The organism is Acetobacter sp. UBA5411, from assembly GCF_002409645.1.
In the GTDB taxonomy this organism is placed as follows: Bacteria; Pseudomonadota; Alphaproteobacteria; order Acetobacterales; family Acetobacteraceae; genus Acetobacter.
Genome location: NZ_DHNR01000019.1, coordinates 102,018 through 117,358 on the forward strand (window position 1 = coordinate 102,018; position 15,341 = coordinate 117,358).

At 56.3% G+C, this 15,341-nt stretch carries 13 protein-coding genes and 1 riboswitch; of the genes, 5 read left to right on the plus strand and 8 right to left on the minus strand.

What is annotated here, in order from left to right; all coding sequences use genetic code 11:
• Window positions 1-32 precede the first annotated feature (32 nt).
• Window positions 33-1,022: a cysteine synthase A gene (gene cysK / locus B3759_RS05625; protein ID WP_291364463.1), complete on the minus strand. Its 990-nt coding sequence runs from the start codon at window positions 1,020-1,022 to the stop codon at window positions 33-35.
• A gap of 255 nt (window positions 1,023-1,277) precedes the next feature.
• Between cysK and B3759_RS05630 the strand changes: the two genes are divergently transcribed.
• Window positions 1,278-1,727: an RrF2 family transcriptional regulator gene (locus B3759_RS05630; protein WP_291364465.1), complete on the plus strand. Its 450-nt coding sequence runs from the start codon at window positions 1,278-1,280 to the stop codon at window positions 1,725-1,727.
• Window positions 1,728-1,864: 137 nt separating this feature from the next.
• Here the strand turns inward: B3759_RS05630 and B3759_RS05635 are convergent, their stop codons facing one another.
• On the minus strand, window positions 1,865-2,344 hold the full coding sequence (locus tag B3759_RS05635) for a hypothetical protein (protein WP_291364467.1): 480 nt from the start codon (window positions 2,342-2,344) through the stop codon (window positions 1,865-1,867).
• A 345-nt stretch (window positions 2,345-2,689) separates the two neighbouring features.
• Here B3759_RS05635 and B3759_RS05640 point away from each other — a divergent pair, with 345 nt between their 5' ends.
• Both B3759_RS05640 and parE read left to right on the plus strand, forming a co-directional pair.
• Entirely contained in the window at window positions 2,690-3,223 is a 534-nt protein-coding gene (locus B3759_RS05640; protein ID WP_291364469.1) for a hypothetical protein, read from the plus strand.
• A gap of 54 nt (window positions 3,224-3,277) precedes the next feature.
• Window positions 3,278-5,311 (plus strand): DNA topoisomerase IV subunit B, encoded by a 2,034-nt coding sequence (gene parE, locus B3759_RS05645; RefSeq protein ID WP_291364471.1) that lies wholly within the window; start codon window positions 3,278-3,280, stop codon window positions 5,309-5,311.
• Window positions 5,312-5,357: 46 nt separating this feature from the next.
• Here the strand turns inward: parE and B3759_RS05650 are convergent, their stop codons facing one another.
• The 5 genes from B3759_RS05650 to B3759_RS05670 form a co-directional block, all read right to left on the minus strand.
• Window positions 5,358-6,803: a tetratricopeptide repeat-containing glycosyltransferase family protein gene (locus tag B3759_RS05650; protein WP_291364473.1), complete on the minus strand. Its 1,446-nt coding sequence runs from the start codon at window positions 6,801-6,803 to the stop codon at window positions 5,358-5,360.
• A gap of 71 nt (window positions 6,804-6,874) precedes the next feature.
• Window positions 6,875-7,486, minus strand: coding sequence for a GTP cyclohydrolase I FolE (folE, locus tag B3759_RS05655; RefSeq protein WP_291364475.1), 612 nt, complete (start codon window positions 7,484-7,486; stop codon window positions 6,875-6,877).
• Window positions 7,487-7,568: 82 nt separating this feature from the next.
• Complete coding sequence (gene apaG / locus B3759_RS05660; RefSeq protein WP_291364477.1) at window positions 7,569-8,045, minus strand: Co2+/Mg2+ efflux protein ApaG; 477 nt, start codon at window positions 8,043-8,045, stop codon at window positions 7,569-7,571.
• An 18-nt stretch (window positions 8,046-8,063) separates the two neighbouring features.
• On the minus strand, window positions 8,064-9,299 hold the full coding sequence (metZ, locus tag B3759_RS05665) for an O-succinylhomoserine sulfhydrylase (RefSeq protein WP_291364479.1): 1,236 nt from the start codon (window positions 9,297-9,299) through the stop codon (window positions 8,064-8,066).
• Window positions 9,300-9,394: 95 nt separating this feature from the next.
• Window positions 9,395-9,474, minus strand: a riboswitch (SAM riboswitch).
• 66 nt (window positions 9,475-9,540) lie between these two features.
• Complete coding sequence (locus tag B3759_RS05670) at window positions 9,541-11,415, minus strand: AsmA family protein (RefSeq protein ID WP_291364481.1); 1,875 nt, start codon at window positions 11,413-11,415, stop codon at window positions 9,541-9,543.
• Window positions 11,416-11,950: 535 nt separating this feature from the next.
• On the opposite strand from B3759_RS05670, the gene B3759_RS05675 reads away from it, so the two are divergent.
• Window positions 11,951-13,090 (plus strand): glycosyltransferase family 2 protein, encoded by a 1,140-nt coding sequence (locus B3759_RS05675; RefSeq protein WP_291364483.1) that lies wholly within the window; start codon window positions 11,951-11,953, stop codon window positions 13,088-13,090.
• A 145-nt stretch (window positions 13,091-13,235) separates the two neighbouring features.
• On the opposite strand, the gene B3759_RS05680 is transcribed toward B3759_RS05675, so the two are convergent.
• A complete protein-coding gene (locus tag B3759_RS05680) occupies window positions 13,236-13,931 on the minus strand; it encodes a TetR/AcrR family transcriptional regulator (protein ID WP_291364485.1) in 696 nt (231 codons plus the stop codon).
• Window positions 13,932-14,103: 172 nt separating this feature from the next.
• Between B3759_RS05680 and B3759_RS05685 the strand changes: the two genes are divergently transcribed.
• Entirely contained in the window at window positions 14,104-15,339 is a 1,236-nt protein-coding gene (locus B3759_RS05685) for an efflux RND transporter periplasmic adaptor subunit (protein WP_291364487.1), read from the plus strand.
• Window positions 15,340-15,341: the final 2 nt, after the last annotated feature.

Consider the following 15,341-nt stretch of genomic DNA (forward strand, 5'->3'; position numbering starts at 1 on the left):
AAAAACGGGGCCGGAAGGCCCCGTTGTCGTATTCACAGTCCGTTGAAAAGGGATGTGGAGAGATAACGTTCGGCAAAAGAAGGAGCGATGGCCACGATGGTCTTGCCCTTGTTCTCAGGCTGATGCGCCAGCGTGACCGCAGCATGCAGGGCTGCACCCGATGAAATGCCAATGGGAATGCCATCCAGACGGGCACAGCGCCGAGCAGCGGCGATGGCTTCCCGTTCCGAGACCGTCATGACGCCATCAAGCGCGCCAACATCGAGCGTGCGGGGGCAGAAGCCGGGACCGATACCCTGAATGCCGTGCGGGCCCGGTTCATCGCCATTGAGAATGGCGCTTTCAGCTGGTTCGACACCAAAAACCTCAAGTCCCAGTTTTTTCTTTTTCAGGGCGTGCGCAATGCCTGAGGCCGTGCCGCCTGTTCCGACGCCAGCGACGACGACGTCGACTGCTCCAGCCGTATCGACCCAGATCTCCTCAGCCGTTGTCTGCTCATGTACGAGTGGGTTGGCCGGATTGTCGAACTGTCCCGGCATCCAAGCGTCAGGTGTGGTTTTGAGGATTTCCTGCGCCCGGGCAATGGCGCCCGCCATACCGAGGCGGGAAGGGGTCAGTTCGACCTGAGCATCCATCAGCCGAAGCATTTTACGACGCTCGATGGACGCGCCCTCCGGCATGGTCACAATCAGGCGATATCCACGCGAAGCAGCGACAAATGCAAGAGAGATGCCCGTGTTGCCGGATGTGGGTTCAACCAGAACGCTCTTTCCGGGCGTGATAAGACCCTGTTCTTCTGCCGCCAGCACCATGGCGGCACCGATACGGTCCTTCACTGACCCGAGAGGGTTAAAGAATTCAAGCTTCAGCAAAATGCGGGCCTGAAGTCTGTCTTCTTCCATCATACGAGGCAGGCCAACCAGAGGGGTGCCACCGACCACATCCACAACGGAATCGAAAATCCGTCCACGAGGAGGGGCAAACTTGAAATCAATATGGTCGGCTGGCGTCTGGGAGACCATTGCATAACCTCTTTTCTGGCGCTCTCTGCCGGCAGGACAGGGGGCTGAACCGTGCCGCTACGGAGAATCGATCTGGCTGAAGTCCTGAACAGACATCGCTTCCCGCAAATCGGGATATGCTGGTGAAATAGCACGACAGAGCAATGTGGATAAGTGTTGCTTTCATTGCTTTTCACTTTCATGGCATGGATATGTCGCCATCATGCAGATTGTCGGCTAATTGTCGGCGGAACGAATGGCTTTGGGGAAGGCTCAATGTTTTTGCGACGCGACCGTGCAATGACCGGCGTTATGATCATGCTGGATGTTGCATTTTATGCGGGGCGGACCGGTACCGTGAATGCAGCGGACATTGCCCAGAGAGCAGGACTGGTCCGACGGGGTATCGAACCCCTGCTACAGATGCTGTCCCGCTCATCGTTGCTGGAAAGCGTCAGAGGGCCACGGGGAGGATATCGGCTGGGACGTCCGAGACGCGATATTTCCATTTCGGAAATCGTCTCTACGGTCGTGAATACAGATCCCGAGGCCGATGATGGCTCTTCAGGCGATCTCTACCAGAAGGTTCTTGATCCTTTCTGGCGTGAAGAAGATGAGGCGATTACTGCCAGATTGCGTGAAATCACGCTGGATGATCTTGTTAGGAAGGCCGAAACGGCTGGTCTGCGTCGACCTCTGACAGAACCGATCACCTTTTCGATATAACGCCCTGATGCACTGTTAATCAGCACATCAGGAAAACCATCTAGGGTCTTGAATAAAGCGCGCAGACTTAGCGTTTGCGTGCTTTTGTTACCGTGCGACGCTTGGTTGTCGTCGTCGCCTTGCGCGTTTCCTTGCGTTCAGGCGTCGGGGGCGCTGACGGCTGGCTTCGGTATGACCACACCTGTTGCATCAACTGTGACGTTGACTGTCAGGTTGTCGCGCTTCTGGCCAGGGCCACGGATCAGCACAACCGAGAATTTGTCGGGGCCGGAATAGGCCATGACCGGCGTGTAGGCGATCTGTGTCTGCCCATCGAGCGTATAAAGGAACGCCTTGCCGTGCTCAGGCGTGGGCGAAACGCCAAAGGACGCATAAGCGCCGCCATCGGGTGGGGCGACGGCCAGAACACAACGGCCATCATCGCTGCGGACAGTCATGGTGGCTACACGATCGCCCTGGGCGTCGGTCGTCGGTTTGGTGGTCTGGCAGACGGCGGATGTTTTCATGTAGCCGAATGGATCAGGCGATCCGTAACGACCGCTCTGAAGCGGACCATGATTACATCCGGCCAGAAAGCTGGTGGCCAGCACAGGCACGGCTAGGACTTTAAGACGCACGTAAAGGCTCCGCTTATCGCTGTTGACAACTGGGCGGACTGGCGGCGAATCCACCGACCGCAATGAAATCCATCCCGCTCTAGAGCATCCGACTGCCGGTTGAAAGGCATGGCACAGGACGATTGTACGGATGCAGGAGGCGGATGCCGTCGAAACGCCATAATCACGGCGGTATTATGGTCGCATGACAGATATGCCTGATATTTTTTCACGATAATATGTCGATAAAACCGTGTTTTGAGGCGACAGGTTGAGAAACAGGTTTCAGAATCCTCTCGCCATCAGGATGCGGGCGGTGCATACGTCTGAGCACGTTATATTCCATCTCTTTCAAAGAGGCTTTTCATGTCCACAGGTCTGTTCCGTCTCGCGATCGCCAGTGTGGTTTCCCTTGGTCTCACCGCTGGCTCCGGGGCCTTTGCCGCAAGCTGTAGCGGCTCTCCGGCTGCTGAAGCCTTCGATGTGCAGGGACTCAAAAGCGAACTGATGGTGACAGCCCTCTCCTGCAAAGCTCAGGACCGTTACAACGCCTTTGTCGAAAAGTTTCGTACGAAGCTTCTGGCCGAGGAGCAGCGCCTGAACACCTACTTCCGCACGACATACGGAAAGCGGGCTCAGGTTGAGCATGACGACTACATCACGCAGCTGGCGAACGTGCAGTCCGAAAAGGGTCTACAGTCAGGGACCATATTCTGTGATCAGCGCATGGGCATGTTCGATGAGGTCGTCGCTCTGGATGATGAGCATGATCTTTCTAAATATGCTCAGGCAAAAGACATCACGCAGCCTGCAACATTCGAGACCTGTGCGGCGCCTGCCGTAGAGAAAACCACCCAGACACGCAGCCGCACCCGTCGTCGCACAGCACGCAAGGTGTAACGTCCAGAATCTGAGTTCTTGACGAATCATCCGTAGAGGGAGACAGAACCGGGCATGAGCGATCTTTTCTCAGGCACCGGATCTCCTTCTCCCTCCCAGCCGACGCCGCAAAAAACGCAGCAGGCTGCGTCCGCGTCGGGTCAGAACTATGACGCCAGCTCCATCGAGGTGCTGGAAGGGCTTGAGCCTGTCCGTCGTCGTCCCGGCATGTATATTGGCGGAACGGACGAAGGTGCGCTGCATCATCTCGCCGCTGAAATTCTCGATAACTCGATGGACGAGGCAGTCGCTGGCCACGCCACGACCATTGATGTCACGCTTGAGCCCGAAAACTGGCTGACGGTGCGGGATAATGGACGTGGTATTCCCGTCGATCCTCATCCTCGTTTTCCTGACCGTTCGGCGCTCGAAGTCATTCTCACGACGCTGCATGCGGGCGGTAAGTTCTCGGGCAAGTCCTATGCGACATCCGGTGGTCTGCACGGTGTGGGTTCATCCGTGGTCAACGCGCTGTCGACCCGCATGGAAGTGGAAGTCGCCCGCGATAAAACACTGTGGCGGCAAATCTATGCGCGGGGCATTCCCCAGACACCCATAGAAAAGGTCGGCGCTGCCCCCAACCGACGTGGGACGCAGATACGTTTTCAGCCCGATCCGGAAATTTTTGGAACACATGCATTCCAGCCTGCACGTCTCTACAAGCTGTGCCGCTCGAAAGCCTTCCTGTTCCGTGGAGTAACGATCCGCTGGAATTGCGATCCGTCCCTGATCAAGGCGGGTGATGAAACACCTGCTGAAGCGGTTCTGCATTTCCCCGGCGGTCTGGCCGACAGTCTGGCTGACGAACTCGGCAAAAATGCGCCTCTGCTGGCTCCGATCTGGTCCGGTGACGCCGAGCTTCCTGAAACCAATGGTGTGTCTGGCGGCAGGGTTGAGTGGGCGATCGCCTTTCTCGAATCCGGCACGGCCAGCTTCGCGTCATTCTGCAACACCATTCCGACGCCGCTCGGCGGCACGCATGAGGCAGGTTGTCGGGCGGCACTAGTCAAGGGGTTTCGCGCCTGGGGCGATCAGCGATCCAACAAGCGGGCGAGCATTGTCACTGCTGAAGATATTCTCGGCTGCACCGCCATTCAGCTTTCCGCTTTTGTCCGTGATCCGCAGTTTCAGGGGCAGACCAAGGAAAAGCTGACCAGTGCCGAGGCGTCGAAACTTGTCGAGACTGCGCTGCGTGATCGGTTCGATCACTGGCTGTCAGGCAATCCGACACAGGCTGACTCGCTACTGGCGTTTGTCGTCGAGCGCGCGGAGGATCGTCTGCGTCGTCGGGAGCAGAAAGATACGCCGCGCAAGAGCGCCACGCGGCGTTTGCGTCTGCCCGGCAAGCTGACGGACTGCACGCGCGAGAAAGCCGAGGAAACCGAGATTTTTCTCGTGGAGGGTGACTCGGCTGGCGGATCAGCGAAGCAGGCGCGTAATCGTGAGACACAGGCAGTGTTGCCGCTGCGTGGTAAAATCCTCAACGTCGCTAGTGCCACGAGTGAAAAGCTGCGTGGCAATCAGGAACTGAGTGATCTGGTCGAAGCGCTGGGTTGCGGAACCGGGGATCGCTTCGATCTGACGAGGCTGCGCTACGGACGTGTCATCATCATGACCGATGCTGATGTGGACGGTGCGCACATTGCGTCCCTACTCATGACATTCTTCTACCGCGAACTGCCTGAACTGGTCCGCGCTGGACGTCTCTATCTCGCCCAGCCGCCACTCTACCGCCTGACGCATGGCGCCAAGACGGTTTACGCGATGGATGACGCCGACAAGGACCGGAAGATCAGGACCGATTTCAAGGCGAATGCGAAAGTGGAAGTCTCACGCTTTAAAGGTCTTGGCGAAATGCCGCCGAAAGATCTCAAGGAGACGACCATGGATCCAAAGCGACGCACCCTGCTGCGCGTGGTGATTCATTCGGACGACAGACTGGAGACGCGGGAGCGTGTGGAAAGTCTGATGGGGCGCAAGCCGGAACTGCGTTTCGCGTTTATTCAGGAACACGCCCAGTCCCAGTCAGTGGAAATGCTCGATATCTGAGCTGGCAAGGACGGTCCCGGTTGTCTTGCACCGGGACCGGTCTCAGTCAGGCGTCGGTTCTTTCGGGCATCTTCTCTGACTGATGCTGTTTTTCCAATATTTTCAGATCTTTTGCCATCTGTGCCACAGGGCCGGACCAGTCGAGTGGTTTGTCCTGCTGGTAGATCCGCACACTCGTGTACCACGGTGAGTCCGTGCGGTTGGAAAGCCAGCGCCAGCATTGATCATAACGTGACAATAGCCAGACAGGCTTGCCGATCCCTGCCGCAACATGCGCGGTGGACGTATCGACTGCGATCACCAGATCCAGATTGGCGATCAGCGCGGCTGTATCTCCGAAATCGTGCAACTCGTCAGTGTAATCAATCAGTTTCATGCCTGTGGGCGGCGTGCGGGTCTGAGATGATTGCTCACCAACCTGCAAGCTGAAGAAAACGGGGTCTGGAGCACTGTTGGCCAAAGGAGCGAGGGCTGCCAGTGTGGTGGAGCGGCGTCTGTCAGCGACTTCTGCTTCCCGAATTTCACTATGTGGCGCACCAGCCCAGACAAGGCCGATTTTAAGAGGATGACCGGCAGGAGTGTCCTTCTGTATGTGCTGCGCCCACTTCCGGACTTTTTCGGGGTCGGGTTTCAGAAAACCTTCCGGTGAAGGCAGCGTATCAAGCGTCATATTCAGCGCAAGCGGCAGACTGAGAACCGGGCACTGGAGGTCATGCGCAGGGGCCGGATCTTTTTCGCTGACAAAGCGGGCCTGCGGAAAAGAGCGGGCCAGCAGACCCTGCAGTTCGGGTCGAACCCGTACGACGACCGTTCCGCCAAGTTTTGCAGCCAGCGGAATGAAACGGGAAAACTGCAGGACGTCGCCAAACCCGCCCTCGGTGTGAATCAGCAGTCTTTTGCCGTCGAACCGTTCCCCTCGCCACAGAGGGACGTCAAAACCATGGTGACGTGCCGTCCTGATCTTCCAGCGCCACTCATACTCGGCGAATCCCTCAGGGTAATTACCCTGAGCCAGCAGCGAGAGGGCGTAGTTTGTATGGGCTTCGGGGCTGTCAGCAGCCAGTTCCACGGCAACCCGGTGAAACTTCTGAGCCATCTCGTGCTGGCCCCGGTGGCTATCCAGAGCGACCCCGAGGTTAGTGGCCGCCAGAGGGTGTTCCAAGCTGATGCTCAGACACTTTGAATAAGCGGCAATCGCCTCGTCATAGCGTTGCTGTGATTGCAGGGCGTTGCCCAGATTACACCAGGCGTCGGCAAGCTGCGGAGCCAGAGCAACGGCGCGACTCAGAACCTCAAGCGCAGGTTCGAAACGGCAGATACCGATCAGCAGGCCGCCGTAATTACTGAGCGTCAGCGCGTCTCGCGGCTCTTCGCCAATCCGTTTTCGGTAGACAGCTTCTGCTTCCAGAAGCCGTCCTTCACGCTGTAGCTGCGTGCCGGCATCGGAGAAAAAAATTGTATTATCGGAGTGGGGAGCGGGCGAGGAGGTCATGAACCCTACGTTCGCCCGACAGACTTAAAAAAATGTGACCTGAAAGCACATCATGCCTTCAGGTCAGTCAATCATGCAGAAAAGTCATTCATGCCTGGACGGTTCAGCATGGACAGCAGCTCCCGGCGGGTATCCGAGTTGTCACGGAAAACGCCCAGCATGCGGCTGGTCACCATGGATACGCCGGGACGATGCACGCCGCGCGTGGTCATGCACTGGTGTCCGGCTTCGATGATGACCGCCGTGCCGTAGGGCTCAAGAACACTGTCAATCGTGTTGGCGATCTGGGATGTCAGACGCTCCTGAATCTGGAAACGCCGGGAATATGCTTCCACCACGCGGGCGAGTTTGGAAATGCCGACAACCCGCTTGCGGGGGAGGTAAGCAACGTGTGCACGACCGATGATCGGCACCATGTGGTGCTCGCAATGACTCTCAAGACGGATGTCACGCAGCAGGACGATCTCGTCATAATCATCGACTTCCGAGAAGGTGCGCTGGAGCAATTCTTCCGGATTGACCGCATAGCCTTCGAAAAACTCTTCGTAGGAACGGACGACGCGGGACGGCGTGTCCAGCAGCCCTTCACGTGCCGGATCTTCACCGGCCCAGCGCAGCATTACCCGGACGGCCTCCTCGGCTTCCTCGCGGGAAGGGCGGACAGGCGTAAGAGGATTGGTCATCAGGTCGATCTCTGTTGGGAAGGTGAGCGCGTGCCATCGGATCGCATGGCGACCGGGTCATAGCGGAAAATTCGAGGAAAAATCAGTGTAGCATGCTCGGCTGATAGGGACTGTCGAGGCTGAAGGCCGGAATGCGCACATCGAAAAGGCGTCTGCCCGGCTCTTCCACCATGTGAAAGAAGCCACGCATGATGCCGCTTGGCGTGTCGAGAGACGCGCCGGAGGTGTATTCAAAACCGCCACCGGGTTCGAGGATGGGTTGTTCGCCGACCACACCTTCGCCGCGAACGCGATCGATATGTCCGTTGGCGTCAATGATTTCCCATGACCGCTCCAGAAGTTGGACCGTGTTCGGTCCATGATTCTCGATGCGGATACGGTAGCCCCAGCAGTAGGAATGTTCGTCTGGCTGGGACTGATCGTCGAGCCAGAAAGCCCGAACGACAATCCGGATATTGTCCGTCGTGGCCTCGTAGGACGGCAATGCCGCAATGGCTTCGTTCAAGGCCGCTTCAGGGTCTTCGAACAGCTTGGGCGGCATGGGCGGCCTCGAGGACATGATCGGGAACTCCCTTGTTCAGTTAGCGAAGCCGCGGCTTTTCAGGGCCGCAACGCCGCGGGCAAGATCGTCGATAAGATCGGCGGAATCTTCCAGACCAACCGAGAGACGGATGGCGCCGTCAGCAATGCCGAGACGCGCACGCTCTTCGGGACCGATCTTCATGTGGGTCGTCGTCGCCGGGTGGGTCGCCAGCGAACGGGCGTCACCAAGGTTGTTCGAGATTAGAACGATGCGCAGGGCGTTGAGGAATGCGAACGCGCCTTCCTGACCACCAGCAACCTCAAAGGCGATCAGCGAGCCGAAACCGCTCATCTGGCGGGCGGCCAGTTCGTGCTGCGGATGGTCCTTGCGGCCCGGATAGCGCACGCTGACAATGCCCGGCGCACTGGCGAGCCAGTCGGCTACAGCGGCGGCATTGCGGGTCATGGCGTCCACACGAAGGTTGAGCGTCTCAAGACCTTTCAGCATGACCCATGCGTTGAACGGCGAAAGGGCGTTGCCTGTGTTGCGCGTGAAGGGCAGCACCGTGTCGTTGATCCAGTCCTTGCGGCCCAGAATAGCCCCACCGAGCACGCGGCCCTGACCGTCGATATGCTTGGTGCAGGAATACACCACCACATCAGCGCCCAGTTCCAGCGGCTTCTGATAGACAGGCGAGGCGAACACGTTATCAACGATAACAATGGCTCCGGCCTTGTGTGCCCGCTCGGCGATGGCGGCGATATCCAGCACGTCCAGCATCGGGTTGGATGGGCTTTCCAGCAGCACGGCAGCGGTCGGCTTGCTGAAAGCTTCATCCCACGCCTTGAGATCGCCACCGTCAACAAAGACGGTCTCCACGCCATATTGCGGCAGCAGATTGGCGACAATCCAGTGGCAGGAGCCGAACAGGGCACGGGATGCGACAACGCGATCGCCAGCCTTCACCTGCGCCAGAAGAGCGGAGGAGACAGCGCCCATGCCGGTCGCCGTGCAGACGCAGGCTTCCGCGCCTTCCAGATCGGCGAGGCGACGCTGTAGCGCATCGACTGTGGGGTTGCCGAAGCGGCTGTACTGATAATGCACCGCTTCACCCGTGAAGGTAGCGGCGGCCTGCTCGGCGCTGTCGTAGGCAAAGCCCGAGGTCAGGAAAAGCGCTTCACTCGTCTCACCGTAAGGGGTGCGCTCGACCTCGCCGTGAATCAGACGGGTAGCGGTGCGCCATGTGGCGGCAACTTCGGGAGACGTTGTTTTGATGGACGTGTCAGTCATGCTCGGTCTCGGTTCCGTTCTGTCCGCAGCAGAAACGCCGGATCACGCGGACCCTGCCTCTCTGCACGGGGCTTCGACCGTGGAAACCTGGCGGCGTGGATCCCGCCAGAGCCTCTTTAGCGCGTTTTTTTTACCTCGCCGCAAGCCGGCCATACAAATCACGAGGCCCCCTGAAGGGGAGGCAAAGGTTATCGCGGAAAAAACGGCGTCCCGTCAACAGGGGCTCTGGAATGGCTCCGCTTCACTTCAGCACACTCAGACAGGCCCGGCCCGGCGTGAAGGACGCCATTTCGGTGGGAAGCGTGTTGATGGTCTGCGCGTCTTTCAGGAGGGCGCGTCCTCGTGCGGACCACCCGGCGAGGCCGATGGACGGACTGTTGAACGGCCCGCTCACGCGAATGGGGATGTCCAGCGCCAGAGAGGCGACCGCCCGGCTCTGGAAGGCGAGTTCGAACCAGCGTCGGTTGAGGTCGAAGAGTGCTTCTCCGACAATGGAGCCGGCTGGTGTGTAGATCCGCAGAGGCACGACTGCGCCTTCACCACGGCTCATTTTCAGAGCCCCCAGCAGGCATGTCACAGGTGTCGTGCCTTTCATTGTGCCAAACAATGTGCCGATATTGCTCGAGGCGATGCCGATGACTTCCTTGCTGATCTGACCGCTATTCATGCCGACGACAGCCTGAATATCCGCGTTCCGCGACGCCTCGTTCAGCGTGTGCACTCCTTCGGCGCTTGCTTTCACACGGAAGGACAGCGTGCCGGTGACCGGCACGGGCGCAAGGCCTGCCTGCCTACGGAATGTATCGATATCGGCTTTGCTCACATCCACCATTGCGTGCAGGGAGGAGCCGCGCGGATGGGTGACAATCTCTCCGGAAGCGTGCAGCGACGCCTTCATCCAGCCGAGTTGCAGCGTAGAAACGTCAATCCGGCCGGGCTGCTGGCTTGCCGCAAGACTTGCGTCAGAAAAGACAAGATCATTGTAGCGCACGGAGCGTGACGAGAGTTTGACGTTGAACAGCGGATCGGGACGGGCAGGGGCGACCAGCGGGATGTCTGTGACGTGCTGTCCGGATTTCCCGTTGCTCTGTGTGGCTGACTGAAGGCCGTTCAGATCAAGTCTGGCGAACGCCACATCGCCGACAATCTCGTCAGGTGAACCGGATTTGCCCTCGGTGAAAGTGATGTCAGCGTTTTCAATGGGGTTGTCGCGCAGGAGGCCTGTGGCCCGGGTTATTGTCCACACATCGCCCTTGTGCGTGAAATGTCCTTCCAGATTGACAGTCATATGAAAACTGTCAGGCGATACGCCCGCAATCGCCATCAGTGGCGCGGATGTGGGTGTGCGGAGGGTCAGTTTTCCGTCGATGCCATCAAAATCGAACAGATCGGTCATGGTGCCGTCCAGATCGAGCGTCAGATCCCCAGATTTGGCGTGCAGGTTGGTCGGGTAGGGTTTTCCGGCCTCACGCAGGACAGTCAGCGGACCAAGATGGGCCGTAAGCGCGATGGGTGTGCCATTGTAGCCACCGGCAACGGTCATTTCGAAAGGACTGTTATCGCTCGTTGAAAAGAGCGTCACGGCGTCGAGATTGGTGCGATAGGAATGGCCGTTGGCGGAACGGTAGATGATCTCGCTGTCTTTGATGACCGCGTGTCGGATGCCGGGAAACCAGCTCCAGTCTGGCGCTGAGTTTTTCTTTTTTTCCGGCCTGTTTTCGGGCTTGGATGGGGGCCCGAACCGCCAGTTCGGTGTGCGGTCCGCGGTGCGTTCGAAGAGACCGGAAAAACGGGTCAGCACGAGATCGCGGGTTTCCGTCGGGCCATGCAGCAATGACATCAGACGCACCTGTGTATGCAGATGGCCGAGCTTGATCATCTCTGGTCTGCTGCCATTCGGAATATTGGCGATGCTCAGATCATCAACATCAATGGTCACCCAGCGGCCCGGCGAGATGTGCGTACTGCCGATATGCACTGTGCGTCCTGTAGCCTTGGTCAGCTTTCTGGTTGCGAGTGCAGCGAGATCAAGGTGGGAGAGAGCGAGGAAACCACCGCCGCAGACTGCGGCGCTCAGACCGGCCACACCGAGGGCAACGAAAGCAAGACGACGCACAGACGAATCTCCGGTTGTTGAGCCGGTTTCTCTCATGCTCCTCAAATCATGGGGAAATAAAGGCCGGGCAGGAAAGAAAGTCTATTTCAACGTGTGTAGGAAAAACATCCGGGTCTAATTATGAGCAGTCAGGAGAGGGTGCTGCCTTTACCCCTTTCTTGTTTCGCTCTTCAGTATCAGCCAGAAAAGCACAACATATTGGCGTTTTCAGTCAGGTCATTTCCAGACGCAGCATGGACTCTCCTTGCAAAGATGTAACGGGACATTATCTTCGATTTTGCGCCGGTTTAGAGCTTCGATATATTGGATAATCTTTACACTTTCCTCACCAGTCAAAGCATTTGACAGCCTGAGACATAAAAGGGCGATGTGCCATTTTTAATACTCGCTTGGGTGGTTCTGAAAAGTTTCATAATGATTCTACAACTATGTTTCCTCTCTTCTATAAAAAGAGAACGAGCAAGTATGGTTTGAATTGTGGTTGTTAAAGACAAATCGGAACGATACATTTTTATATGGTTCTGGGAGTTATGATGTGGCAAAAATTGACGTTTTAATGACTGTGTATAATTGTTCTAAATATATTTCAGAAACACTAAAAAGTATACAAAATCAGACAATAGAAGATATTCGGATCATCATCGTTGATGATGGATCCACTGACGGGACATCGGAAATAATTCAGAAATTTTCTGAGGATGACCCCAGAATAATCGTTATACGACAAGAGAATATGGGCATCATTGATGCATTAAAGGCCGGAACAAAGGAAGTTACTGCCGATTTTATCGCAAGGCATGATGGAGATGATATCTCGTACCCAGAGCGTTTCGAGAAACAATTGAATTTTTTGCTAGAAAATCCATCTTTTGCAGCGGTCAGTTCCCGAGCTTGCCAGATAGATGAAGCAGGATGTCCAATCGGGAAAATTACAACAATGAAAAAAATAGACGAAAGCGATCCATATTCTTTGCCATCAAAAGAACCGTATTTGTTACAGCCAATGTTGTTGATTCGAAGCTCTTCTTTCTTTTCTATTGGTGGCTATCGAAATTTATCAGTTAGTGAGGATGTGGATCTATGCTGGCGTCTGCGTGATGAAGGAAATCTTCATACCATTCCAGAGATTCTTGGAAATTACCGTGTCCATCCGGCAAGCATTTCAAGCCGATCGATTGTAAATGGAAGAAAGCTTGCTATCTGGGCACAACTGGCTGCTATTTCCGAGCAACGCCGTATGAGTAAAAAAGAAGACATTGATTTTTCAAAAAAACTACAAAATGAGATAAACGCATCATCAACATTGCAAGAAGCGCACGATATTCTCTCTGAAATTTTATTGAGAGATGAGGCGATATGGTTTGCTAGTGCAGTATCTGCGAAATTACTTGAGTTCTGTTATTATCGTCCATATGAACCTGATTTTTCTGATATTTATTTTATAAAAAAATCCATGCACAATGATGCGGATATTAAACGCCGGCCTTGTTATTCCGATTTTCAGGAAGCGCTTATATCGGCGTCGATACGGCTGACACTCGAAGGAAAATTCAAGGAAGCATTTACTCTTTGTGCGCCACATAAATGGCCAGTTCTGGTTGCGAGGGTTGTTTTTCGTATTGCTGTTCCAGAAACTTTGAAAAGCATGATGAAACGGAAGCGCCGTATATCTTGATGAATCAATCTAAAAAACTTTACAAAAGTGATTCAACGTCATCATTACGGTGCAGAAACTCTTTCCGGTGAATTTTGAGACAAAATTCTTGGATATTGTCGCTCTGCTGTAAAGAACGGACGTAATTCACCGTTCTGAATTCACGTCATTCAGCGTGCTGCGTGAGGCCTCCCCCCCATTCCGCATGCAGCCCGGCGAGAAAGAGGCGCGCGCCGTCAGCAATGCAGGCTCGGGAGTCTTCCGCATCAGTTTCCTTGTTAAATAGGGCATGCAGCATTCGTTCTCCGGCGGTCAGACTGAAGAGTTGCTGCGCTTTCCGATCTATTCGTGTCTCGGGATGACCATGCTGGGTGCAGTAGGCGTGCAGCCATGCCTGAAGGACGTTCGATTTTCCGCACTGCTTGAGGCTGTTCATGATGTCGCGCAGATCTTCAGCTTCCGATGCGCTGGCGATGATGGCGCGGATCAGCTCGATGGTTTCCGGACGGGTGAGGTGAGCCGCCAGATCGTCCAGCAGTCCGATCAGTTCGTCTTCGGATGTAAGGGCATGTTCGCGGATGGACAGCGAAAAACAGAACAGCCGTTTTTCGATCAGTGACTGAAATAAATCCTGCTTGGACGGAAACTGCTGATACAGCGTGCGTTTGGACATGCCGGAGCACTGGGCAACCTTGTCCATGGAGACGGCCTGATAACCATATCTCCGCAGGGCTTCATCCGCAGCGGAGAGTATCCGCTCGCGCCGTTCGCACTCCGCCATCTCGGGTGGTCGACCCGGACCGCGACAGGAAGAATGCTGAGGTTCCTTGACATTCATAACCAGCCCCATGTGCGCTTTCATGAAGGATCTGTCCATTGGACGAACGACAGGTCAGGCTTGACCTCAGGTTAGGAAACTGAGTAGTTTCTATTCAATGAGGCACCGAGATTCGCTGATAGTTCCTTTTTTAAGGAACTGGAGCCGATCATGCCGTTCCAGATTCTATTCTACACACAATCAGCAGGATGTATCCGTGAAAAGCCCCGTCCGTAGTTTTTCAGCCCCGGCCCTGTGCGCATCGGTTGCCAGCCTGCTGGTTCTGACTGCCTGTAACAAGAAGGCCCCGCAGCAGGGCGCGCCTCCACCACAGCAGGTGGAAGTGCTGACCGTGAAGCCTCAACCAGTCCAGATTCGCACCGTGCTTCCGGGGCGCACGGAAGCCTATGAAATCGCGATGGTCCGTCCGCAGGTGAGCGGTGTTATCCAGAAACGTCTGTTCGTGCAGGGAACGGACGTGCAGGCAGGACAGCAGCTCTATCAGATCGATCCGAGCATCTATCAGGCCGCCTATGACAGCGCCAACGGACAGCTTGCGCAGGCTCAGGCCAACGCCGTCACAGCCAGAGCCAAGCTGGAGCGCTACGGTCCGCTGAAAGCGGCGCACGCTGTCAGCAAGCAGGAATATGACGATGCGCTGGCTGCCTCACGCTCCGCTGACGCCCAGATTTTGATCGCGAAGGGGCAGGTGGAAAACGCTGCCACCAATCTGCGCTATACCCACGTCAACGCACCGATCTCAGGGCGCATCGGACGTACGATCCTGACGGTCGGTGCTCTGGTGCAGGCGGGTCAGTCGAGCAATCTCGCCATCATCACCCGCCTTGATCCGATCTATGTCGACGTCAATCTGCCGGCCATTTCGCTGTTGCGTCTGCGCCGGGAAGTCGCCAGCGGTCAGATCCATACCAATCAGGATAACTCGGTGCCGGTCTCGCTGGAGCTGGAAGATGGCTCCACCTACGATCAGGCCGGGAAGATGCAGTTCAGCGAAGTCAATGTGGATGAAGCCACAGCGACAATCGTAGTCCGGGCTGTCTTCCCCAATCCGCAGAAATATCTCCTGCCGGGCATGTATGTGCATGCGACCCTCGATGAGGGGATCAATCCGCAGGCGTTGCTCGTGCCCCAGCAGGCTGTGACGCGGAACAGTCATGGTGACCCGCAGGTCATGGTTGTCGGAGAGGATGACAAGGTCGCCCAGCGTGCGATCACAACCGGTTCCACACATGACAGTGACTGGATCGTGAACTCCGGCCTGAAGGCGGGAGACCGGGTTGTGGTGATCGGTCTTCAGAAGGTGCATCCGGGCGACAAGGTCACGGTCACGCCCTTCAAGGAAGCCGCTGCTCCTGACGCGCAACCTGCCAATGCCCAGCCTTCAGACGCCCAGCCTGCTGGTGCATCCTCCTCCGACGCCGGGAAAAACTGAGC

What these genes read in the sequence shown, in the direction of transcription:
- cysK (WP_291364463.1), bottom strand. Translation starts at nt 1,022, where the DNA reads ATGGTCTCCCAGACGCCAGCCGACCATATTGATTTCAAGTTTGCCCCT.
- B3759_RS05630 (WP_291364465.1), top strand. Translation starts at nt 1,278, where the DNA reads ATGTTTTTGCGACGCGACCGTGCAATGACCGGCGTTATGATCATGCTG.
- B3759_RS05640 (WP_291364469.1), top strand. Translation starts at nt 2,690, where the DNA reads ATGTCCACAGGTCTGTTCCGTCTCGCGATCGCCAGTGTGGTTTCCCTT.
- parE (WP_291364471.1), top strand. Translation starts at nt 3,278, where the DNA reads ATGAGCGATCTTTTCTCAGGCACCGGATCTCCTTCTCCCTCCCAGCCG.
- B3759_RS05650 (WP_291364473.1), bottom strand. Translation starts at nt 6,803, where the DNA reads ATGACCTCCTCGCCCGCTCCCCACTCCGATAATACAATTTTTTTCTCC.
- folE (WP_291364475.1), bottom strand. Translation starts at nt 7,486, where the DNA reads ATGACCAATCCTCTTACGCCTGTCCGCCCTTCCCGCGAGGAAGCCGAG.
- apaG (WP_291364477.1), bottom strand. Translation starts at nt 8,045, where the DNA reads ATGTCCTCGAGGCCGCCCATGCCGCCCAAGCTGTTCGAAGACCCTGAA.
- metZ (WP_291364479.1), bottom strand. Translation starts at nt 9,299, where the DNA reads ATGACTGACACGTCCATCAAAACAACGTCTCCCGAAGTTGCCGCCACA.
- B3759_RS05680 (WP_291364485.1), bottom strand. Translation starts at nt 13,931, where the DNA reads ATGAAAGCGCACATGGGGCTGGTTATGAATGTCAAGGAACCTCAGCAT.